This is a genomic window from Xanthomonas nasturtii (assembly GCF_023337365.3).
Lineage (GTDB): Bacteria > Pseudomonadota > Gammaproteobacteria > Xanthomonadales > Xanthomonadaceae > Xanthomonas > Xanthomonas nasturtii.
The window spans coordinates 3,606,599-3,627,125 of the sequence record NZ_CP142084.2 but is presented as its reverse complement, the minus strand read 5'-3'; the positions used below and the strand labels follow the sequence as shown (position 1 = coordinate 3,627,125).

The 20,527-nt window shown below is 61.9% G+C and carries 20 protein-coding genes and 1 tRNA gene; 9 read left to right on the top strand and 12 right to left on the bottom strand.

The features are described from left to right. Positions 1-272: 272 nt before the first annotated feature. From M3O59_RS15795 to M3O59_RS15785, 3 genes are all read left to right on the top strand, one after another. Positions 273-1,961, top strand: coding sequence for a glycoside hydrolase family 6 protein (locus M3O59_RS15795; RefSeq protein WP_116905194.1), 1,689 nt, complete (start codon positions 273-275; stop codon positions 1,959-1,961). A 342-nt stretch (positions 1,962-2,303) separates the two neighbouring features. Beyond that, the gene (locus M3O59_RS15790) at positions 2,304-2,393 is read left to right on the top strand and encodes a tryptorubin family RiPP precursor (protein WP_064629343.1); all 90 of its coding nucleotides are present in this window, start codon (positions 2,304-2,306) and stop codon (positions 2,391-2,393) included. A gap of 117 nt (positions 2,394-2,510) precedes the next feature. After that, the gene (locus M3O59_RS15785; RefSeq protein WP_064629341.1) at positions 2,511-3,551 is read left to right on the top strand and encodes a cytochrome P450; all 1,041 of its coding nucleotides are present in this window, start codon (positions 2,511-2,513) and stop codon (positions 3,549-3,551) included. 152 nt (positions 3,552-3,703) lie between these two features. Here the strand turns inward: M3O59_RS15785 and M3O59_RS15780 are convergent, their stop codons facing one another. From M3O59_RS15780 to M3O59_RS15760, 5 genes are all read right to left on the bottom strand, one after another. Continuing rightward, positions 3,704-4,756 carry a LacI family DNA-binding transcriptional regulator gene (locus M3O59_RS15780; RefSeq protein WP_116905193.1) on the bottom strand — a complete coding sequence of 351 codons (1,053 nt, stop codon included), beginning with the start codon at positions 4,754-4,756 and terminating at the stop codon, positions 3,704-3,706. A 52-nt stretch (positions 4,757-4,808) separates the two neighbouring features. Further along, complete coding sequence (locus M3O59_RS15775; protein ID WP_116905192.1) at positions 4,809-6,227, bottom strand: M28 family peptidase; 1,419 nt, start codon at positions 6,225-6,227, stop codon at positions 4,809-4,811. A 124-nt stretch (positions 6,228-6,351) separates the two neighbouring features. Further along, a complete protein-coding gene (gene mscL, locus M3O59_RS15770; protein WP_116905191.1) occupies positions 6,352-6,783 on the bottom strand; it encodes a large-conductance mechanosensitive channel protein MscL in 432 nt (143 codons plus the stop codon). A gap of 62 nt (positions 6,784-6,845) precedes the next feature. Next, positions 6,846-7,559, bottom strand: a complete 714-nt coding sequence (locus M3O59_RS15765) for a fumarylacetoacetate hydrolase family protein (protein WP_064629332.1) — start codon at positions 7,557-7,559, stop codon at positions 6,846-6,848. Between the two features lie 219 nt (positions 7,560-7,778). Beyond that, on the bottom strand, positions 7,779-8,054 hold the full coding sequence (locus M3O59_RS15760) for a hypothetical protein (protein WP_064629330.1): 276 nt from the start codon (positions 8,052-8,054) through the stop codon (positions 7,779-7,781). Positions 8,055-8,314: 260 nt separating this feature from the next. On the opposite strand from M3O59_RS15760, the gene M3O59_RS15755 reads away from it, so the two are divergent. Beyond that, positions 8,315-8,656: a Rieske (2Fe-2S) protein gene (locus tag M3O59_RS15755; protein WP_064629329.1), complete on the top strand. Its 342-nt coding sequence runs from the start codon at positions 8,315-8,317 to the stop codon at positions 8,654-8,656. Positions 8,657-8,810: 154 nt separating this feature from the next. Here M3O59_RS15755 and M3O59_RS15750 read toward each other — a convergent pair whose 3' ends face one another. From M3O59_RS15750 to thiS, 4 genes are all read right to left on the bottom strand, one after another. Further along, complete coding sequence (locus M3O59_RS15750) at positions 8,811-10,673, bottom strand: SLC13 family permease (RefSeq protein ID WP_064629327.1); 1,863 nt, start codon at positions 10,671-10,673, stop codon at positions 8,811-8,813. Positions 10,674-10,747: 74 nt separating this feature from the next. Further along, on the bottom strand, positions 10,748-11,506 hold the full coding sequence (gene trmB / locus M3O59_RS15745) for a tRNA (guanosine(46)-N7)-methyltransferase TrmB (protein ID WP_116905190.1): 759 nt from the start codon (positions 11,504-11,506) through the stop codon (positions 10,748-10,750). Between the two features lie 173 nt (positions 11,507-11,679). Beyond that, positions 11,680-12,474 (bottom strand): thiazole synthase, encoded by a 795-nt coding sequence (locus tag M3O59_RS15740; protein ID WP_039405407.1) that lies wholly within the window; start codon positions 12,472-12,474, stop codon positions 11,680-11,682. Between the two features lie 48 nt (positions 12,475-12,522). Continuing rightward, complete coding sequence (gene thiS / locus M3O59_RS15735) at positions 12,523-12,723, bottom strand: sulfur carrier protein ThiS (protein WP_064629323.1); 201 nt, start codon at positions 12,721-12,723, stop codon at positions 12,523-12,525. A 189-nt stretch (positions 12,724-12,912) separates the two neighbouring features. Here thiS and M3O59_RS15730 point away from each other — a divergent pair, with 189 nt between their 5' ends. From M3O59_RS15730 to M3O59_RS15710, 5 genes are all read left to right on the top strand, one after another. Continuing rightward, on the top strand, positions 12,913-14,697 hold the full coding sequence (locus tag M3O59_RS15730; RefSeq protein ID WP_116905189.1) for an autotransporter outer membrane beta-barrel domain-containing protein: 1,785 nt from the start codon (positions 12,913-12,915) through the stop codon (positions 14,695-14,697). Between the two features lie 117 nt (positions 14,698-14,814). Further along, a tRNA-Gly gene (locus M3O59_RS15725) sits at positions 14,815-14,888 on the top strand. 67 nt (positions 14,889-14,955) lie between these two features. Continuing rightward, a complete protein-coding gene (locus M3O59_RS15720; RefSeq protein ID WP_249046897.1) occupies positions 14,956-16,515 on the top strand; it encodes a site-specific integrase in 1,560 nt (519 codons plus the stop codon). Positions 16,516-16,704: 189 nt separating this feature from the next. Next, a complete protein-coding gene (locus tag M3O59_RS15715) occupies positions 16,705-18,420 on the top strand; it encodes a patatin-like phospholipase family protein (protein ID WP_116905187.1) in 1,716 nt (571 codons plus the stop codon). After that, entirely contained in the window at positions 18,411-18,629 is a 219-nt protein-coding gene (locus M3O59_RS15710) for a hypothetical protein (protein WP_147308445.1), read from the top strand. Before M3O59_RS15715 ends, M3O59_RS15710 begins: the two co-directional genes overlap by 10 nt. A 378-nt stretch (positions 18,630-19,007) precedes the next feature. Here the strand turns inward: M3O59_RS15710 and M3O59_RS15705 are convergent, their stop codons facing one another. From M3O59_RS15705 to M3O59_RS15695, 3 genes are read right to left on the bottom strand one after another with little or no spacing between them, the layout of a single operon-like run. Further along, a complete protein-coding gene (locus M3O59_RS15705; protein ID WP_181920467.1) occupies positions 19,008-19,385 on the bottom strand; it encodes a hypothetical protein in 378 nt (125 codons plus the stop codon). Further along, positions 19,382-19,696 (bottom strand): hypothetical protein, encoded by a 315-nt coding sequence (locus tag M3O59_RS15700; RefSeq protein ID WP_116905186.1) that lies wholly within the window; start codon positions 19,694-19,696, stop codon positions 19,382-19,384. The genes M3O59_RS15705 and M3O59_RS15700 overlap by 4 nt, the downstream gene beginning before the upstream one ends. Positions 19,697-19,750: 54 nt before the next feature. Continuing rightward, positions 19,751-20,512 (bottom strand): hypothetical protein, encoded by a 762-nt coding sequence (locus M3O59_RS15695; protein ID WP_181920466.1) that lies wholly within the window; start codon positions 20,510-20,512, stop codon positions 19,751-19,753. Positions 20,513-20,527 lie beyond the last annotated feature (15 nt).

The window sequence follows — 20,527 nt, the reverse complement described above, 5'->3', positions numbered from 1 at the left end:
AACGCTAGGTTCGCCTCCAACGATTCTGAGGTCTTAGGTGTTTCGCTTTGGTCGCTGCGCAGGCCTGTTGGTTTGCGTGTTTGCCTGCGTCTCACCCACGTACTGCCGTGCCTGTCCTCTTCGGCTTGCTGCCGATGGAGTGGCGTCGTTCGGCAACAGATATTTCCAACGGGTGCCCTGGAAAATTAAAGAGGCCAATAAGAGCGGCCAATCATAAAGGCTGCGTTTTATCTGTAGCGCATCAATCTCCTCCGAAAAACTAGGAAAAAATCATGAAATCCAGCACTGGCATCCGTCGGAATCTCAAGCGCACACTGACCGTGGCGCTATTGGCCGCCAATCCGTTCGTCATCGCGAATGTTTGCGCGCAAGTCCATGTCGATAATCCTTTCGTCGGTGCAACCGGTTATGTCAATCCGGATTATGCAAAAAAGGTCGATGCATCGATTGCGAAAGTGAAGAGCGTACCGTTGAAAGGCAAGATGGGCGTGGTGAAGACGGTGCCTACAGCGGTCTGGCTTGACCGCATTGCAGCGATTGCCGGTGGTTCGCAGAATGCAGGGCGGCTGAGCCTGAGAGGGCATCTGGATGCCGCACTGGCGCAGAAGAAGGCCAATACGCCGATCACCGCCAGCTTTGTCATTTACGATCTGCCGGGGCGCGATTGCCATGCGCTGGCGTCCAATGGTGAGTTGCCGTTGACCCCCGCTGCCCTGGAGCGCTACAAGAAAGAATATATCGACGTCATCGCAGCCATCTTTGCGGACCCGAAATACAAGGACATCCGCATCGTCAACGTGATCGAGCCGGATAGCCTGCCGAACCTTGTCACCAATTTGAATGACATGCGCTGCGCGCTGGCCAATTCCACTGGCATTTACGAAGAAGGCATCAAGTACGCCCTCAATAAATTGCATGCCGTTCCCAATACCTACAATTATCTGGATATCGGGCATTCCGGCTGGTTGGGCTGGGACAGCAACCGCGGCCCCTCCATCGCGCTGTATACGCGTGTGGTGCAGGCAACCAATGCCGGCCTGGCCAGCGTGGACGGCTTCGTCACCAACACCGCCAATACCACGCCACTGAATGAGCCGAACCTGCCCAACCCGGAGTTGAGCATCAATGGCCAGCCGATCAAATCGGCGAAGTACTACGAATGGAATCCGTATTTCGACGAAGCCGATTTCACCCAGGCCCTGTATAGCGGCTTCGTCAATGCGGGCTGGCCGAGCAGCATCGGGTTCATTGTCGATACGGGCCGCAACGGTTGGGGTGGACCCAATCGCCCGGCCGGAGCGTCGGGCAACGACATCACCAGTTACGTCAATTCCGGCCGCATCGATCGCCGCCTGCATCGCGGCAACTGGTGCAATCAGAGTGGGGCGGGCATCGGTACCTTGCCGGTTGCCGCGCCTGGTCCGCATCTGGACGCCTATGCCTGGGTCAAGCCGCCGGGCGAATCCGATGGCTCCAGCACCCTCATTGCCAACAATGAAGGCAAGGGCTTCGACCGCATGTGCGACCCCACCTATACAACCGCCGATGGCGTGTTGACCGGTGCACTGGCCGGCGCACCGATCTCCGGTGCGTGGTTTCATAACCAGTTCGTCGAGCTGGTGAACAACGCGTACCCGGTCATCGCAACAGCCAGCACTGCGGCGGGGGCCACTTCCGCGCCGGTCACCACGCTGAGTGCAACGCGTGGTCTCACCGCCACGGTTGGCGACAGCCGGGTCAAGCTGAGCTGGTCACCAGTGCCGGGAGCAACCAACTACACGGTGCAGCGCCGTGCCGGCGGCGCCGGTGCATTCACCACGGTGGGGACCAATGTCGCAGCAGCGTCATATGTTGATTGGTCCGTCACCAATGGCGCGAACTATGACTACGTAGTGACGGCAAACAGTATGGCCGGGAGCAGTGCGCCATCGGTTGTGGTGCGTGCCAAGCCCGTCAAGTGATGCGCTCGGATGGACACAGGCGACGCCGGTGTCCATCCATCGTGAACGTCACGCGTGGCTGCGACGACAGCGATGTTGTGGCGATCTGATGTTGTGTTGAAAAGCCTATGGCGGCCAACTGGCCGCCATGGCCGTTTGTACGGAGTGCGAAGTCATGTGCGTCAAAGCGCGCATCGCAACAATACGGTTGCCGTGGGGTGGCGAATCTGTGCGCGCACGCAATGTTCCTGGTTGCGCGCTGGGATTAGTTTGGTGTGGCGAGCGCGACCATGGCCGCTCGCGTTGTGCGTCGCCGATTGTGCAAATGCCCATCAGGGCGAACCAAACCACTCCCCAAACAGGATGTCGCTCATGAAGATGCTGTTCTCACTGAAGAATCTGTTGGCTTCCAAGAAAAGCCTGAAGTCCTACGCCTGGTACATCTGGTACTGAGCACGACCGCAAGCGCGGCCGAAACCGCATTGTGTGTCGTGTGATGTTGGTCATGCCCGCCCGCGCGAGGCAAGCGTTTTGCCGGACGCGGGCGTCAACGAGCGCAGAGCGATCCCGATGTCTCCATCCACTAGCGCCGACTTAGGCCGGGCGACTGTCTTCGCGCCGCGTTTGCTGGCGCTGCTGCAAGAGCATACGGGCAAGGACGTCTTTCGGCTGGATGTCGATACCGTTGGCGTCGCTGGCCCTTTGGTCACGCATCGTCTGCTCGCTGCACGGCCTGCCACCGAGGCCGAGCGGCCGACCTTCAAGCCGCTGCAGGGGCGCTCGATTGCTCGTACGCAGGCATCCAAGCTGATGCAGGCCATCGGACGCGATGTGCGCGAGGCACTGAAGCGGCCCATTCCGGCAGACGTGGATCTGTCCGGGCCATGGCCGCACGTGGGGCACGTGTATTTGCGCGATCTGCTGCTGGGTGGCGACCCGCTGCGTTTACGCATGTTGATGGACCGCACCCTCGAGCTGACGCCCAAGCTGACCTGGGTACTCATCGCCGCCGGTGCAACGAGACCGCTCACGTTGCAAGCCAACGCATCGGCACTGGCGACCCTGACTGCCGCCGCAGATGGCTACGATGCGCGTCGCTTTGCCATGGGCTTGTATCGACGCACTGCAGCGCCGGTGTGCTTTACCATTTCCACCCTGGTCGCCAATGCCCTTTGGCTTGGCGCGCCGTTCGACCCGGACATTTCCAGCCGCAGTATCGTCTACGAGTCGCTGCGTCTGTTGCCGCCGTCCTGGAATATTCTGCGTAACGCATCGCCGGAATATCCGCTGCTCGATACCCGCATCGGCGCGCAAGACGATGTGTTGGTGCTGCCGCTGCTGAGCCATCGCGACCCCGCGTTGTGGGAGGCGCCGGATGCATTTCGCCCAGAGCGCTGGAACCAGCTGGATCCGGATGATCAGCCTGGCTATTTCCCGTTCGGTCACGCGTCGGAGCGCTGTTGGGGCAGGCACATGGTGATGCCCCTGGCGGAGCAGTTGCTGGACATCCTGCGCAATCAGGGATTGACCGTCAGTCCGCGGCAGCGCCAGGCACACGTGCCGTTGGCGGGATTGCTCGGTGTATCTCAGGTCGATATGGTGCGTGGCTAGTGCATGCAGCTTGCTGGTCTGCGTGTATGCAACGGCGAGCGCATTGCATCGGCGTGGTGAGATGAGCGAAGGAAGTTGCATCAAGATCGCAGACGCACACTGCCGCCGCAGCCAGCCTCTACCCAATCGCCGCACGCTCACGCGTCGATGCATTACTCATCGGGCGGTGCAGCCGTGGAGCCGCGCTTGACCACGGTGTACTTCATCACCTGATGCACGCCGTGTGCTGCGTCGCCCTTGCGCCGTTGGCGAATGGCGTCTGCAAGCAACGATACCGCCGCCCGGCCCATCGCGGTGACCGGTTGATGCACCGTGGTGAGTTCCGGCCAGATGGTGGTGGCCACCGGCGTATCGTCGAAGCCAGCGATCGAGACATCTTCGGGCACGCGCAAACCCAATCCGTGCGCCACCGCCACCGCTGCGGCAGCCATGTCGTCGTTGCTGCAGAAAATGGCGGTCGGTGGTTGCGATTGGGCCAACAGGCTGCGCGCGGCGAGCAGGCCGGAGCGATAGGTGAACAATCCCTCGGCGATCAAGGCATCTGCCACGGGCAGGCCAGCGGCCTGCAGGCTGTCCAGATAGCCGTTGGCGCGCAGGGCACTTGGGGTGTGTTTGGGGTCGCCCTTGATCAGTGCGATACGGCGATGCCCGAGTTCGATCAGATGCGCCACGATGGCGCGTGCGGCCTGGTAGTCGTCGATGCGCACCGAGCTGATTTGCGCCATCGGCGCGCCACTGGCCACCGCCACCACCGGAATGCCGCGTGCGTCGAGTTCGGCAATGGTCTGGCGCGAATCGCATAACGGCGGCGGCAGGATCACGCCATCCACGCCGGCTGCGAGCAGGCGCTCGGTCGCTGCACGCTGGCTGCGGATGGCGCCGCATTTTTCCACCAGAACCTGGCTGCCATTGAGGCTGCTCTGCTCAAGCAGCCCGAGCATGAACTGATTGAGATAGGCCGCACTGGGGTTGCTGTACAGCACACCGATGCGCAACAAGCCGCTGGTGCGCAGCGAGCGCCCGGCCAGATTCGGCCGGTAGCCCAATGCCTGCACCGAGGCTTCCACGCGCACGCGCATGTCTTCGCCTACGTGCGGGTGCCGATTGATGACGCGCGAGGCCGTCATCGGCGACACCCCGGCATGTTTTGCGACGTCCAGCAACGTCGCCGCGTTGTTCGCACTGCGTTGCCGCTTGACCGCCATCGTGTGTGCTCGTCCTGGAGTGGAAACGCCAACGCAGTGCTGCGTTCCCAGATTACTCGCTAGGCGGTTGCACGCCCTTCGCACGGCTGCCGAAATCGCCATCGGCTTCTGCTGCGAGATACGCAAACACGGTGTAGGCGGCCACGTTCTGCGCCAGCGCCTTCGGGTCGATCTTGTCCAGCGTGTCGTCGGCGGTGTGGTGCAGGTCGAAGTAGTCGGTACCGTCCTGCGCCAGCCATGCCCAGGCGCCGCCCTTGGCGGAAATCGGCCCGACATCCGGACCTGGGCCACCCTTGCTAGGTTCGTAGGCGATACCCAACGGCGCGAGCACCTCTGCAATCTGCTTGGTCGCTGCACGCGAGTCGTCCGGGGCCGCCGCGCCGGTATTGAACGCATAGATGCGCCCGGCGCCGAAATCGCTTTCTGCGCCGATCTGATGCAGCGCCATGTCCTTGGCATCCCTGCCGTGCGCGGCGGCATAGGCCTTGCCGCCGTACAGGCCTTGTTCTTCGTTGGCGAAGGCCACCACACGGATGCTGCGCTTGGGCGCTTGCTTCAGCTGGCCGATCAGATGACCGGCGGCCATGGTGATTGCCACGCCGGCGCCGTCGTCGATTGCGCCGGTGCCCAGGTCCCATGAATCCAGATGCCCGCCGATGACCACCACCTCCTTGGGCTTGCTGCGCCCGGTGATTTCGCCGATGACGTTGTATGAAGTTGCCGTGCCGTCCCAGCCGCAATCCAGCGCCAGCCGCAGGCGCGTGCCGCCCAGTGCAGCAAGGCGAGCCAGTTGGTTGGCATCGGGCACCGACAGCGCCGCCGCCGGCACCGGCGTCAGGCCCTCATCGAAACGGGTGATGCCGGTATGCGGCACGCGGTGCGAGTCGGTGCCGGCCGAGCGCATCACAAATCCAATTGCGCCCTTGCGAATCGCTTCCGATGGACCCTTGCTGCGGACTGCGCCGCCATTGCCATAATCCTTGCCGTCGCGCGCCTTGACCATCTGGTAATCGACGAACGCGATCTTGCCGGCCAGCGACCCCGCCGGCGCGGCCTGCAGCGCAGCGAGCGTCTCGAAGCGCACCACCTCGCCTTCGACGGTGCCGCCGGGGCTGCCGCCCAGCGCGGTGATGGTCAATGGCTGCGCGTGCGCGCCCACTACCGCTGCATGTTCGCTACGCCGTTCCCACTTGGGAAAGGTCACCGGCTCGGTCCACACCTTGTCGAAGCCCAGGGACTGAAACTTGGCCTTGGCCCAGGCCACTGCACGCGGATCTGCTTCGCCGCCGGCAATGCGCGGGCCCACTTCGGTGGTCAGCGATTGCACCACCGCAAAGCCGGTGTCATCGGCCAACGCCTGCTCGCGCAATTGCGCCGCGGTGCGCAATGCGCTGTCGGGAATGCTGGTCTGGGCGGCGAGCGCGGAGGAGCAGGCGAGTAGGGCAGAGATGGCAACAGCGAGGCGACGCATGCAGGGCGGCTCCAACGACAAGGGGGACCCCGAGCTTATCAGCGCGGCGTCCCCCGTCTGCGTGCGAAAGGTCATCCTTCTGCGCGAAGTTGCGCGGCGGGATGCATTCGTTGGTAGCGTCCGCTTACAGCGCGCCCGGCGGCTTGAGCGCGTCGTTCTTGAGCGAGTCGCGAATCTCGCGCAGCAACAGCACTTCTTCGCTCGGGCCCTTCGGGGCATCGGGCTTGCGGTGGGTCACGCGGTTGATCAACTTGACCACCAGGAAGATCGCAAAGGCGATGATCACGAACTGCACGACGGTATTGATGAAATCGCCATAGCCAATGGCAACTGCCGGGATTTCCTTGCCGGTGGCATCGACGCCTGCGGGCTTGAGCACCCACGCCAGACGCGAAAAATCCACATTGCCGATGGCCCAGCCGATCGGCGGCATGATGATCTTCTCCACCAATGCGGTGACGATCTTGCCGAACGCCGCACCGATGACCACACCGACCGCCAGGTCGATGACATTGCCGCGCATCGCGAATTGCTTGAATTCGCTGACCATTCCCATAAGGCACCCCAAAACTGCGGTCGCGGACCAACTGCCGCAGCCCGATCGTAGCCGGCCCGATGTCAGCCCGCGATGATGCCGTGGCGCTCGGCGACGTTTTCCAGGCGTGCACTGAACTGGTCGCCCGGCAACAACGGGCCGACACCGGCCGGCGTGCCCATGAAAATCAGATCGCCCGCGCGCAATGCATAGAGCTTGGACAGCTCATGCAGGATTTCCGGCACAGTCCAGATCATCTGATCCAGCAACGACTGCTGACGCACCTGCCCATTGACCTCCAGCGAGAGATTCAACGCCTCCAGCGCGCCGACTTCGCCGGCATGCACCAGCTCGCTGATCGGCGCGGAGTGATCGAAGCCTTTGGCGATGTCCCACGGCAGGCCCTTGGCCTTGGCAGCGGCCTGCAGATCGCGGCGGGTCAGATCCAGGCCCACGCCGTAGCCGTAAATCAACGCGTCGGCCTGTTCCACCGGCAACGCGCCGGCCGGCGCATCGCTGCCCAGCGCCACCACCAGCTCCACTTCGTGGTGCAGTTCCTTGGTGCCGGGCGGGTAGGGGATCTGGTCGCCGTGACCGACCACGATGGCGTCGGCAGGCTTCATGAAAAAGGTTGGCTGGCCACGCTCGGCCTTGGAGGCCGGTGCGGTGGCGCCCATCTCGCGCGCATGGTCGGCAAAGTTGCGCCCGACGCAGTAGATGCGGTGCACCGGAAAACTGCCGCCGCCGACCACTGGAATGCGCGGGACATCGGCAGCGGGAATCACATCGTGGGTCATGCGCGCATCCTCAAGAACGGGACGCGTGAGTCTAGCCGCTTGGCCGTGTCCGGCGGAACCTTCACTGTTGAAGCGAGCGCAGACCACAGCTCACGCAACAGGAAGGATGTGACACCCCTCAACGCACATCGGCATGTGCGAGCACATGCCGATGCAGGACAGGGGGTGCTTCACCCCCGGTGCGAGACGCAGCGAGTGTGCGGCACAAGCGAAAGACGCTCAGTGCGACAACGGCAACGCGGGCTTGCGCACCACGCGATACTCGGCTTCAACCACGCGCGCCTGCTGCGGCGTGCGGCGGTTCGATTTGCTCAACACCTTCCAGGCGATGCCGCCCAGGATCATGGCCGCGCCAACGAACACGCTGAAGAAGATCAGCACCGCCAGGATGACCAGGCCAGCCAGGCCGGCGGCAACGCGCACCAACGGGTGACGCGGTTTGCGCGGCGCAAACAGGTGGTGGAGGTTGCCGAATTGGAAGATGCGTGCAGGCATGGCGGTGGGCTGCCGGGCAGGAAACAAGCGCGCAGTATCGTTGCGGTTTCATGTCATTGAGTGAAAAGTTCGTTAAGCGGTGCTGCGTTTTGCAAGCGCGATCACATGGTGCGTGCGGGGCAAGGCCTCTGCGGCGCGGGGATGGCCGGTTGGCCGGGGGCGGCCATCTCTTCAGACGCTTGCAGCCGTCGCCCCCAGGTGGGCAGTGCTGCCCCGGCGCGCATGCCACAATTCAGGCCCATCGTTGTCCGGTCGCCTGCATGTCTTCGCCATCGCCCACCACGCTTGCCGCGTTGACGCAGATTCCCGATGCCGGATTTCTGGAGGTCGAAGCCGTGCTGGATGGCGGGATCGAATCGGTGGTGCTGTACCGCGACGGCGCGCAGGTCCGTGCCTGGTTGAACATCTGCCCGCATGCCGGTCGCCGGCTGGACTGGGCGCCGGGGCAATTTCTCAAGACCAAGGACGGGCAATTGGTCTGCGCCGCGCACGGGGCGGCATTCGAACTCGATGCCGGCGAATGCGTCAGCGGCCCGTGCCGTGGTCAATCGCTGTTTGCGGTACCGGTACGGGTCCAGGACGAGCAGGTGCTGCTGGGGTAAGCCCGACGCACACTGGCGATTTAGAGCGGCTGGCAATATCGCGCGGAATCAGCAGGTGCGTGGACGAGACGCAAAGCCGCGTATGCGAGCGAACATGCCGCAGCTTGCACCGGACGCCAATGCTGCGGCGAGCGCAGTCGTTTGCTAGCCGCTTTTAGCGCGCCGCCCACCAGAACATCAGGTTGATCATCGACACCATCACCACGGTGTAGATCAGCGACAGCGGTGCGCCCACGCGCCACAGCTCGCGCGGTTGATAGTTGGCAGGGCCGGCCACCATCGAGATCACCGGGTTGGAGGCGGTCATCAGATTGTTGGATGCCGACAATGCCACGATCAGCGCAAACGCCGTCGGGTTGCCGTTGGCGGCCAGCGCCAGATTCACCGCAATCGGCACCATCACGATGGTCGCACCCACGTGGCTGATCACCAGCGAGAATGCCGTGGTCAGCAACGCCAGGCTGATTTCCAGCGCCCACACCGGGATGCCTTCGGGCAGGCGGTCGATGGTGTGGCCGGCCACCCAGGCCGCAGTGCCGCTGCTGTCCATCGCCCAGCCGAGCGGGATCAGCCCGGCCATCATGAAGATGGTCTTCCAGTTGATCGAGGCGTAAGCCTCGTCCATGCGCAGCACGCCGCTGACCAGCATGCAGGCCACGCCGGTCATCAGCGTCAGTGCTACCGGCAGGCGCGAGGTCAGCGCGATCAAGATGGTGAAAGCGAAGATCGCCATCGCGATCTTGAACTTGTGCGGGCGCTGCTCGCCTTTCGGGAAGTCGGTGACCGGCACGAAATCGCGGCTTTCCGCAGCCTGCGCCAGGTCCTGCCAGATGCTGTGGAAGACCAGCATGTCGCCGGCGCGCAGCGGCACGTTGCGCACGTCCTCGCGGATCACCTGTTTGTCGCGGTTGATCGCCAGCAGGCTGATGCCGGCTTGCTTGCGCAGGCGCAGCTCGCCGGCGCTCTTGCCGATCAACCGCGAGTTGGGCGGGATCACCGCTTCGGAAATGCCTGCAAGGCTGGGGTTGAACAGGTCGCCCAGGTTACGTAGTCGCGAGGACATGCGCAGGAAGTGGTTCTGCGCAAAGTCTGTCACGTCTTGGCGCTTGCCCATCGCACCCAGCACACTGCCGACCCAGATGCGCATGTCCGCCGGCGGGGCAAGGCGGGTGTCGTTGCCGGTCTTCAAGGCCAGCAGCAGCGGGGCGTCATGGATGGCTTCGGCCTCGCCCAGGGTCATGCCGACCAAGGGGCTTTCGGCGCTGACGATGAGTTCGAACACGTCGCCGTCGATGCCGTAGGTCTTGGCGAAATAGCTTTCGGTGCGCGAGGGCGTGACGCCTTCGTTGATCAGGCGTTCTTCTTCGATCAGCTTGCGGTCGCCGTAGAAGCGGAAGTACAGCAACGCGGCGATCAGCAGCGCCACACCGATCGGCAGCGGCGCGAACATCGTCAACGGTTCGATGCTGGCCATGCCCGAGGGGAGGTTGTTGTTGGCCGACACCAGCAGGTCGTTGAGCAGGATCAGCGGCGAGTTGCCCACCATGGTGAGCGCGCCGCCCATCACGATGGCCGCGGCGATCGGCAACAACATGCGCTGCAAGGTAAGCCCGGTACGCGCAGCCAGCCGCGAGGCGACCGGCAGATACAGCGCCATTACCGACGGGTTCTGCATGAAGGACGAATTCAAGCCGGAGATGGCCAGCGTCATCATCATCAGACGCTGCTCGCTGCCGTGCGAACGCCGCAGCAGCCAGGTGGCCAACCGGTTCAATGCACCGGTGCGCTCCAGCCCCGCGCCGAGAATGGTGGTGGCGATGATGCTCATCACCGCATTACCGGAGAAACCACCGAACAGTTCTTCCGGCGCCACCAATCCGGTGACACCGAGCACCACCAGCACGATCAACGCCACCACGTCGGCGCGAATGCGCTCGAACAGGAACATCGCCATCGTGAAACCGACCAGCCCGAGGACGAGCTTCATATCGTTGGTCAGCGTCAGCGCGGTGTCCATTGGGGGCCGGGATTCGTGATTCGGGAGTGGGGTTCGTTGAGCTGCTGCGGCGTCGGGTGTGCGGGAAGGCGCTGTTACGAATCCCTAATCCCGATTCCCGAATCCCGGTCATAAACCAGATCCCACACGCCATGCCCAAGCTTCTGGCCGCGGGTTTCAAAGTGGGTCTGCGGGCGCCAGGCGGGGCGTTCGACGTGGCCGCGCGGGCCGGCGCGGTTGACCAGGCCCGGTGTGGCGTCGAGCACGTCCCACATCTGTTCGGCGTAATCGGCCCAGTCGGTGGCGGCATGCAGGCGGCCGCCGTCGCGCAGCTTGCGCACCAGCAACTGGGCGAAGGCGGGCTGGATCAGGCGACGCTTGTTATGGCGCTTCTTGTGCCACGGGTCGGGGAAATAGATGCGCACCTCGTCCAGCGCGCCATCGGCGATCTCGTGTTCGAGCACTTCCACCGCATCGTGGTGATACAGGCGCACATGCGTGCTGCCATCGTCGTCCAGCGCGTTGAGCAGGCGGCCCACCCCGGGTGCGTGCACCTCGATGCCGATGTAATTGCGGCTGGGGTCCTGCTGCGCGGCAAAGCGCAACGCCGCGCCATTGCCGAAGCCGATCTCCAGCACCTTGTGCGCGTCGCGTCCGAATGCGGCATCCAGATCGCGCGGCGTGCCGGTGTAGTCCAGCCCGAAACGCGGCCAAAGCTCGTCGAAGGCGCGCTGTTGCGCGGGGGTGAAACGGCCCTGGCGCAACACGAAGCTGCGCACCTGCCGGCGCCCCTCTTCGATGGTGAAGGGCTTGGGCGGCATCTTGGCGCCGTCGCTGGTGAAAGGATCAGTCATGAAAGTCAGTCACATCAGAAAACAAAGCCCCTCTCCCTTTGGGAGAGGGGTTGGGGTGAGGGTACGGCGTGAGGAGCCACTCGCAGCAACGCGCGATCTAGCAACGGCAACATCCGGCACGCCACACGGCCAATCATTGCGCATCGACCGCACTGTCAACGCAGCATCTCCCCTCATCCAATCACGCCATCCACCGGACTCGACGCCGACGCATACCGCTTGCGTGGAATCCGCCCGGCCAGAAACGCCTCACGCCCGGCCTCGATCGCCTTGCGCATCGCGCTGGCCATCAGGATCGGATCGCGCGCGCCGGCAATGGCGGTGTTCATCAGTACGCCGTCGCAGCCCAGCTCCATCGCGATCGCCGCATCCGAGGCGGTGCCCACGCCGGCGTCGACAATGATCGGCACCTTGGCGTTTTCGATGATTTCCAGCAGGTTGTATTTATTCTGGATACCCAGGCCCGAGCCGATCGGCGCCGCCAGCGGCATCACCGCCACGCAGCCGATCTCTTCCAGGCGCTTGGCCAGGATCGGATCGTCGGAGGTATAGACCATCACCTCGAAGCCGTCGGCCACCAGCTGCTCGGCGGCCTTGAGCGTCTGCACCACATCCGGGTACAGCGTGCGCTCGTCGCCCAGCACTTCCAGCTTGGTGAGGTTGTGGCCGTCCAGCAGCTCGCGCGCCAGCCGGCAGGTGCGCACCGCATCGTCGGCGGTATAGCAGCCGGCGGTGTTGGGCAGCAGGGTGTAGCGCTCCGGCGGCAGCACGTCGAGCAGGCTGGGCGCATTGGGGTCCTGGCCGATATTCACCCGGCGAATGGCAACCGTCACGATCTCGGCCGCCGCAGCCTCGGTGGCCAGGCGGGTTTCGTCCAGATCCTTGAACTTGCCGGTGCCGGTCAACAGGCGCGAACGGTAGCGTTTGCCGGCGATGACCAGCGCATCAGAGGGGGCGGGATTCGTCATGCGGCAATTATCACCGATCGGGCGCGGATGCGCCGGCCTGCGCGGCAATCAACCACCGCCCAGCGCATGCACGATTTCCACCACATCGCCCTCGCGCAACGCGTGTTCGGCATGCCGCCCGCGCGAGACGATTTGGCCGTTGACCTCCACCGCCACACGTCGCTGTGCCAGCCCTTCCTGTTCAAGCAGGGTCGCTAGCGGCAGGTTGTCGGGAAGCGTGCGCGGGGTGCCGTTGAGTTGAATGTTCATGGCATCATTGTTGCATCGCGTGCCGCCCCGGCGCGCGTTTTTGCGTTATGCGGCAATGCAGCGTGAGCGCGGGCGGCAAGGGTGAAACCATTGCCATTCGCCGGCGTACGTATTGCAAGGCCGGTCCGGTCCCATCCACTTCAAGCAGGCACTCCCATGGCTTCAACACTTCGCCCGATCCGCTCCCTGATGGCGGTCGCCATTGCTCTTGCGGCCACCCCGGCCATGGCCGAGTCGGCCTTCGACCGGACTGTATTTTTCGGTGACAGCCTCACCGACAGTGGCTATTACAACCCGCTGCTGCCGGCCGCTTCGCGCGCAGTCACCGGCAAGTTCACCACCAACCCCGGCTGGGTGTGGGCCGAATATGTCGGCGACCACTTCGGCACCAACGCCGCGCCCAACGGCAATGGCCAGGTCGGCGACAACTACGCCGCCGGCGGCGCGCGCATCCAGGCCAGCTCGGTCAGCGCACTTGGCGCCGCACCGTCGGTGACCAGCCAGATCAACACCTACCTCACCGCCAACGGCGGCCGCGCCGACCCGAACGCGCTCTACACCGTGTGGGGCGGCGCCAACGACCTGCTCGCCGCAGCCACCGTGCCGGCACAGGCGCAGGCCATCATCGGCAGCGCGGTCACCGCACAGGTGGGCGCCGTGGCGACCCTGCAGAACGCCGGCGCGCGTTACGTCATGGTGCCGACCATTCCGGACGTGGGCATCACCCCGCGCTTCCGTGCCGGCGGAGCCGCTGCGATGGCGCAGGGCACCGCCGCGGCAACCGCCTACAACACCGCACTGTTCAACGGCCTGCGTTCGGCCGGCCTGCGCGTGATTCCGGTCGATACCTTCCACATCCTGCAGGAAGTGGTCGCCGATCCGGGCACCTACGGCTTCAGCAACGTCACCAGCACCGCCTGCAACCCGGCGGTGCCGCTGCCGGCGTGCAACCCCACCAGCCTGGTCGCGGCCAACGCGCAGAACAGCTATGTGTTCGCCGACGGCATCCACCCGACCACCGCCACCCACCAGATCCTGGGCCAGTACGCCATCTCGCTGCTGGAAGCGCCGCGTCTGCAGCAGGTGCTGACGCATTCCGCGCAGGCGATCGGCCGCGCACGTGCCGACCAGGTGGCCTGGCATCTGGACGGCAAGCCGGACGCCGACGGCCTGCGCTGGTGGGGCAGTGTGCGTGGCGACATGCAGCGCTACGACCATGCCGATCTGTACGACGGCATGGCGCCGGCCGGCCTGTTCGGTGTGGATTGGAGCGCGGGTGATGTCGTGTTCGGCGGCTTTGCCGGCTTCGGCAGCATGGACGCCGACTTCGGCAACCGTAACGGCAGCTTCAAGCAGGACGACACCACCCTGGGTGGCTTCTTCGGCTGGTACACCGGCCCGGTGTGGGTCAACGCCCAGGTCAGCTACAGCTGGCTGAGCTACGACGTCGACCGCGAAGTACAGCTTGGGCCAGCCACGCGCGTGCACAGCGGCTCGCCGGACGGCAGCAACCTCACCGCCGCGGTCAACGCCGGCTACTCGCTGGGCGAAGGTAACGTCAAGTACGGCCCGGTGGTCGGCCTGACCTGGCAGAAGCTCAAGCTCGACGGCTACACCGAAAGCAACGAAAGCTCTACCGCGCTGGGCTATGCCGACCAGGACATCGACTCGCTGGTCGGCCGTATCGGCTTCCAGGTGCGCCTCGACGGTGCGGCGGTCAAGCCGTATCTGCAGGCGACCTACGACCACGAGTTCAAGGACGGTAGCGAAGCCAGCGCCTGGCTGCAGTCGATGCCGGAAGTGGGCATGTACACCGTCCCTGGCCAGAACTTCGATCGCAACTACGCCACCGTGGTGCTGGGGGCACGCACCGGCCTGTGGGGCCTGCAGAGCAACGTTGGCCTGAGTACCACCACCGCGCAGCGCAGCGCCCGCGATGCAACGCTGTTCGTGAACTTCAGCGGCAATTTCTGACCCACGCCGAATCGCTGCAGGTAGCACGTACAAGACACGAGGGCCGGGCAACCGGCCCTCGTCACGTCTGCGCATTGCGCCCGATGCCTACACCCGCCTAAACTCTCCCAGCGCCGTGCGGGCGTAGCTCAATGGTAGAGCTGTAGCTTCCCAAGCTACTGACGTGGGTTCGATTCCCATCGCCCGCTCCAGAGCTTCCGCCAAGTCTATAAGTGACTGACTTAGCTGGATATTTCGGCCGATTGATGATTCCGAGCGATGCCCCTTGAGGTATCAATCGAGGTATCAATCTTGCCCAAGCCTCTGATGATGTCGCGCTCGGCTGGCCTTTATGCGCGCTTCTTTGTCCCTACCGATCTTCGAGCCTCGATTGGCTCGCGTTACCTTGTCCGATCGCTGGGAAACCGTCGTGGTGACCACGCCAGGCTGGCGGCGGCCACGATGGGAATGGCACTATCGATGGCATTCGATGCCATGCGGAAAGGGATGACCGTGGATCTGGAAGAGCTGTTGGAAAAGGTTCGCAGTGGGGACATCAAAGAGCTGACGCTGAAAGATGTGACGCTGCCGGACGGCACGCGCATTGCTCAGGCGCAGCTGGACAACCCCGCCGATGCCGGGATCTTCGGAGACCTGATGGTGCGGGCGCGGCAGACAGAGCCCACCGAGGTCATGGCGGCGAGGGTGGCCAAGCGTCGGCAACAGTTGCGCGAGGGCAGTCAGCGCATATCCGGCGGCGGCGATGCACCCAAGGCGCTGATGCTGTCCAAGGCGATGGCCGATCATTTGAGTGACTTGGCCGGCGCACGCCTGCATCAAAAGACCGTGCTCGAAAGCCGCCATACGCTGCGCCTGTTTGCCGGGATCATCGGCAAGGACGTGCCTGTGGCTTCGCTGACCCAGGATCACGTGCGGGCCTTCTTTGAGGGCGTGCGCTATTGGCCGTCGAATGCCACCAAGCGGCCGGCCTATCGGGACCTGTCGGTGCCCGAGGTCATCAAGCTGGCGAAAAAGAACGAGGAACCAGAGCCGGCGGCATGGACGATGGCCAAGCACCGGCAGCGGCTGAGCGTCTTTCTGGTGTCGCTTGTTGAGGGCAAACATCTGGCGGTGAATCCGCTGGCGGGCATCCGTGCGATTTCCACGCCGGACTCGGAAGACACCGGCTCACCGTTTACCGATGCGGAGTTGAAGGCCATCTTTGACCCGGTGGAGTTCCCGAAGTGGGCGTCGAAATATCCCCATCGGTGGTTTGGCCCGATCCTCGGGCTTTACTCAGGAGCTCGGGTCAACGAGATCGCGCAGCTCCGGCTGGAGGACATCGACACCATTGACGGCGTGCCGGGCTTCTTCGTCCGCAAAATCGGGAAGAAGCAGAGCATCAAGAACAAGCACAGCCGGCGGTTCATCCCGCTGGCTCAGCCGGTGATCGATTGCGGCTTTCTGACCTACGTGGAAGAGGCCCGACAGGCTGGAGTGGAGCGGCTATTCCCGGACCTGCCCAACTCAACAGGGCTGGGTTACGGACGGCAGCTGAGCCGCCAGTTCTCCGTCTACATTAAGCGGCAGGGGGTGTTGGAGAAGGGGCAGGGCTTCCACGGGTTCCGGCACACTATCGCTTCGAAGCTAGACGAGGCAGGGGTGTCGGCTTCGGCGATTGGGGCGCTCACGGGGCACGGAACCGGGCAGACCGTGTTGGAGAAGTTCTACATCGACAGGAGAAGTCTGCCTGACAGGATTGCTACGCTGTCCAAGCTCGGTCTCCCTATTTCGCTTCCTCTCTATAGCCTGGGCCAGTTTGCCGAAAATCTGTCATAAGCGGGGCCATAGAGGGGCTTGGCTTTAATATGCTGTGCAAACTTCGGGAGCATGCAGCGTGTCAGTTCAGCTCCACATAATTGGCGATCCCGCCAGGTCTCTTACCAAGATTGGCATACTTTTCAATCGTTGGCTTGCTTTGAAAAAGCTGCGACGTGCTGCATCGAAAAAATGGACCGATAACTGAAAATGACTGAAAGCCAGAAAATATATGTATCCTTCCAGGGCGGTGGGGCGAAGGGAGTGGCTCATCTGGGTGGTTTAAAAGCATTGGAAGATTGGATTCATGAAAAGTCTCTCGGAGGTATCCCTCATGAAATATCTGCAGTCGCTGGAACGTCTGCTGGAGCTATTGTCGCAGCGCTAGTGGCGGTCGGATATCGGGCGGATGATATATTTAGCTGTAAGATTAACAGTAGCGGCCAAAAAACGGGGTCTCACATTCTGGAGGAAGTGTGTGATGGACGTTACAAAAGCCCGACGTCCCTATTTACCGAAAGGGGATGGGGGAACATAAAGCGGATTAGGGCTGTTTTAAAGGAGTTAACAGATAAATTTTCTCTGATAAAATTCATTGCGGCTGAGTTTTATATTAACTTGATTGCCTTGTCAGTTTCTTTTGTCGTTCTGGGTTTCGAATGGTCTGCTTGGGTGCCAGTAATTTTGTTGGCCCTTCCTATTTTCTTTTTTGCTATTCTGGCCATAAGATTCTTGAAGATAAAAAAGGGATTGGCATCTCTTGATGTGATTAGGGACGTTATCAATGATGCAATTTTAAAGGCTTTGGAAGGGCGTCCGGTCGAGCATCCCGACGGCGTAACTTTCGAGGATCTTAGAAAGTGCGGGTGTAGGTCATTAAAAATTGTCTCTACCAATGTTTCAACTAGGGATGTGGAGGTTTTTTCGTATTGGACTACTGCCAATGTTTCGGTAGCTGACGCAGTTTGTGCCTCTATATGTCTACCAATTATCTTCTCTCCATACGAAATTAATATTGAGAAGCGTGGGCCTCAGCGTTTTGTGGATGGAGGTGTTCTTTCTAACTTGCCCTTATGGCCATTTGATGACGACAGGGCCTTGTCGCCCGAGGCGTGGACCCTGGGTTTCTCTTTGGTCCGTGAAGCTGGACCAAGCGATAAGGCGGAGGGAGGTTGGATTGCCGGAATGATATCGGCGGTTTTGTCGGGCCCATCAAGTATTCATAAGCGAGGAATACCCGGGCTAATTATGGTTCCAGTTCCAACGAAATTGGATTTGCTAGATTTTGATTTGTCTCTTTCTGACTACATCGCTGAGGTAGAAAAGGCTAGGTTGTCCTGCAAGCGCGTCCTGATCTCATCGGTATCTGAGCAGGAGGTTCTAGATATGTTGGACGTTCTGCGTGTAGCTTTAGTTGATCATCTTAATGGTAACGATTGTGATACTAAGGTCAGCTATGAAGATTTCCTATTTTCGATTGCACTTAGAAGGCCTGAGCATCCCTCGCTGCTTTGGCCTCGATTTACGCTGGGGTATTCTGGCGACGAACTGCGAGAAAGGCGCCTTCCGTTTGTTAGGCTGGCAATCAAAACTGGGCCGGAAGCAGAGGATCGCTCCCCTTACCCTGCCTTAATGATTCAGGAAGAGTCCGGTGAGCGCGGCTGGCTCATCAATAAAGGCAAGTGGCTTGTTGCGCTTGAGTTGACGCTGCCCGAAACTTTCACCAACGAAGACGGTCCGCCTGTTCTTCTAATTGAATCTGCCAATTTGACGCTTGACCGCCTTGCTGCTATCATGCTAGGTGAAAGCGGTGAAGAAGCGTCAAAAATAAGTGGCATTGTTGAAGTGTTCGAGGAAATGGTAGATCAGTTTCCTCAACGTGAAGAGATGTCGGTAGCAGCAGTGAGGACACAGCTATGGAAGTAAAAAAGCCTGGCCGGAACCTGTTCGTGCGAATGCCTCGAACCACCACACCGCTGACGTTGAAGCGGGCCGTCAAGTTTGATGCCGCCGCCGCCAAGCAGAAGTCTATGAAGAAGACTTTCTCTATCTGGGCTTCTAGCGGGAGGGTAAGTGGCGGCGAAGAAGACGTTGATGCACCGCTAGTCGATGCGTCGACCCTTAAACTTGAGTGAGGCATGATTTGTCTGTCTCAGATCTCCGATTTATTGAGATAGGACGGGTTGTGGAAACACAGCCCGTTTTTACTGAAACTGAGTTTGAAGTTAATGGCGGTTTTTAGCGCTCATTGATGATGATGCTTTCCGCTGCAGTAGAAGTCACAGTGTAGTCTCTGTAGTCGACTTTAGGTCAATTACGATGGCACCGTCAGTTGCAGGCCGTGAATAAGATTCCAACAAAAACCCAAGGAAAGTCCATGCATGTAGGGTTGTTGCTTATCTAATATCAGACTCACAGGTTTGATGCCATGTCCCCTTGAGAAGTCGGGACGTCGGGCATATTTCCCTGCGGCTGGCACTTATGAGTCCTTTGCCACGGGTGAGAGACAATTCTCACTTAGTCAGCTGCGCATACAGCACAAACAGAACCATTGGCAGACTGCTCAGCACCGAGGTGACCCAAAAAGCCCCCATGACGGTCAGCGGGGTCATGACCCACCACTGCCACCAGCTGAAGCCGCGATCACGCTGACGTGCCATATGAGCCTCGAAAGCGTGAAAGCGCTCTGCTTTCCGCAGGCCCCGGCGAGCCATCAGCGGCCCAACGAGAAAGCCAAACGGACCCAGGAACAGCAGACTGAGCGAGAACCACCAGAAGAAGCGGTTGTGGGGTGTCATGACCTTCCTGGGAACAGCTCGCCGCGCGGCGTCCCCGCCAGCCCCCAGGGCGTCGACGGACGTTCCTGCCATCGAATCGGTCTTCGTGCTCATTTGGCGTAAGCGCTCCAGGTGCCGTCCGCTTTGGCGTAGCGCAAGTTCTTGTTGACCGGCACGGGGACCTGCCGACCGGCAATCTCCAAGACCACCTGCCCGCGCGTGTCGCATCTGTAGCCGTCGGCGCCTTCCGCCTCCACGCAGCCGGTCAGTTCGAAGTTTTGGATGTCGGTGACTTGGCCGGCACCGCTCTGTTGGAGCAGGGTAACCAGCGCCTGCTTGGCGTTGTCGCTCGATGGCTTGCCGCTGCAGGCGGTCAGGCCCAGGGCCATGGTCAATGCGACCAGGCCAATCCATGCGTTTTTCATGTCGTTCCTTTGCTGAGAGATGGTGATGGGAGAAGCGGCCGAGGGCAGTGCTCACTACTTGTCGCGGTTGCCGTCGGGCTTGAACCCCGCGATCCACAGTCGGGAATCCTTGAAGGGCGTCAGCATTCCCGAGGGTCCCGGGTGTAGATCCGCGGTTTGGATGAAGCCGCTGACCCAGGCCACCCTCAGGGCAACGTCGAACGCCTTGTCGGACACACCAGGGCGGGAGACATTGACGACAAAGGGCTGGGCCGGCGGATTCGGGCCGATAGAGCGGCTGGCCCCCGTGTTGGCCTTGCTCGACGGCACCCGGATGCCATTGAGGGTGTCGCGGCCCTTCCAGAGGGCGGCCGTGTTGAGCTCGGCGGTGTCGCCCAGGTCGTCGGTCTCCGTCAGGGCTGCATCTGCACAGGTCCGGAACGTTTCCACCGTCGAAGCGCTGGCGTTGGTCCAAATCCGGGCTTCGACTGTCCAGCAAGGCAAGGACGCACCCCATTCCTGGAACGTCAACGCCACCCGGGGCCAGTCCAACTTCCCGAGCTGGGCCCACTGGTGGTTGTCGCCCTTGAAAAGGGTGGGCAGCTTTCCTGCACCGCTGATAGGCGTGTAGATCGAGCCAGTTCCTTGGCTATTTGCCTTGCCGCTAGCGTTCGGCTGGATGCCAACCATCTGCTTGCCTGAGTTGGCCAAGCTCTTTCCGAGCTGACGGAAGAGGCCGGGCTTCTGCGCTGGCAAGTCCTGGGCCTGGGTGGTGAACGGCGAGACGAGCGTCAACGCCAAGAGCGCAGCGAACGCTCCTTGTCCTGTGTGCTTCATACGGAAAGCCCCTGT

What these genes read in the sequence shown, in the direction of transcription:
- M3O59_RS15795 (WP_116905194.1), top strand. Translation starts at nt 273, where the DNA reads ATGAAATCCAGCACTGGCATCCGTCGGAATCTCAAGCGCACACTGACC.
- M3O59_RS15790 (WP_064629343.1), top strand. Translation starts at nt 2,304, where the DNA reads ATGTCGCTCATGAAGATGCTGTTCTCACTGAAGAATCTGTTGGCTTCC.
- M3O59_RS15785 (WP_064629341.1), top strand. Translation starts at nt 2,511, where the DNA reads ATGTCTCCATCCACTAGCGCCGACTTAGGCCGGGCGACTGTCTTCGCG.
- M3O59_RS15780 (WP_116905193.1), bottom strand. Translation starts at nt 4,756, where the DNA reads ATGGCGGTCAAGCGGCAACGCAGTGCGAACAACGCGGCGACGTTGCTG.
- M3O59_RS15775 (WP_116905192.1), bottom strand. Translation starts at nt 6,227, where the DNA reads ATGCGTCGCCTCGCTGTTGCCATCTCTGCCCTACTCGCCTGCTCCTCC.
- mscL (WP_116905191.1), bottom strand. Translation starts at nt 6,783, where the DNA reads ATGGGAATGGTCAGCGAATTCAAGCAATTCGCGATGCGCGGCAATGTC.
- M3O59_RS15765 (WP_064629332.1), bottom strand. Translation starts at nt 7,559, where the DNA reads ATGACCCACGATGTGATTCCCGCTGCCGATGTCCCGCGCATTCCAGTG.
- M3O59_RS15760 (WP_064629330.1), bottom strand. Translation starts at nt 8,054, where the DNA reads ATGCCTGCACGCATCTTCCAATTCGGCAACCTCCACCACCTGTTTGCG.
- M3O59_RS15755 (WP_064629329.1), top strand. Translation starts at nt 8,315, where the DNA reads ATGTCTTCGCCATCGCCCACCACGCTTGCCGCGTTGACGCAGATTCCC.
- M3O59_RS15750 (WP_064629327.1), bottom strand. Translation starts at nt 10,673, where the DNA reads ATGGACACCGCGCTGACGCTGACCAACGATATGAAGCTCGTCCTCGGG.
- trmB (WP_116905190.1), bottom strand. Translation starts at nt 11,506, where the DNA reads ATGACTGATCCTTTCACCAGCGACGGCGCCAAGATGCCGCCCAAGCCC.
- M3O59_RS15740 (WP_039405407.1), bottom strand. Translation starts at nt 12,474, where the DNA reads ATGACGAATCCCGCCCCCTCTGATGCGCTGGTCATCGCCGGCAAACGC.
- thiS (WP_064629323.1), bottom strand. Translation starts at nt 12,723, where the DNA reads ATGAACATTCAACTCAACGGCACCCCGCGCACGCTTCCCGACAACCTG.
- M3O59_RS15730 (WP_116905189.1), top strand. Translation starts at nt 12,913, where the DNA reads ATGGCGGTCGCCATTGCTCTTGCGGCCACCCCGGCCATGGCCGAGTCG.
- M3O59_RS15720 (WP_249046897.1), top strand. Translation starts at nt 14,956, where the DNA reads ATGCCCCTTGAGGTATCAATCGAGGTATCAATCTTGCCCAAGCCTCTG.
- M3O59_RS15715 (WP_116905187.1), top strand. Translation starts at nt 16,705, where the DNA reads ATGACTGAAAGCCAGAAAATATATGTATCCTTCCAGGGCGGTGGGGCG.
- M3O59_RS15710 (WP_147308445.1), top strand. Translation starts at nt 18,411, where the DNA reads ATGGAAGTAAAAAAGCCTGGCCGGAACCTGTTCGTGCGAATGCCTCGA.
- M3O59_RS15705 (WP_181920467.1), bottom strand. Translation starts at nt 19,385, where the DNA reads ATGAGCACGAAGACCGATTCGATGGCAGGAACGTCCGTCGACGCCCTG.
- M3O59_RS15700 (WP_116905186.1), bottom strand. Translation starts at nt 19,696, where the DNA reads ATGAAAAACGCATGGATTGGCCTGGTCGCATTGACCATGGCCCTGGGC.
- M3O59_RS15695 (WP_181920466.1), bottom strand. Translation starts at nt 20,512, where the DNA reads ATGAAGCACACAGGACAAGGAGCGTTCGCTGCGCTCTTGGCGTTGACG.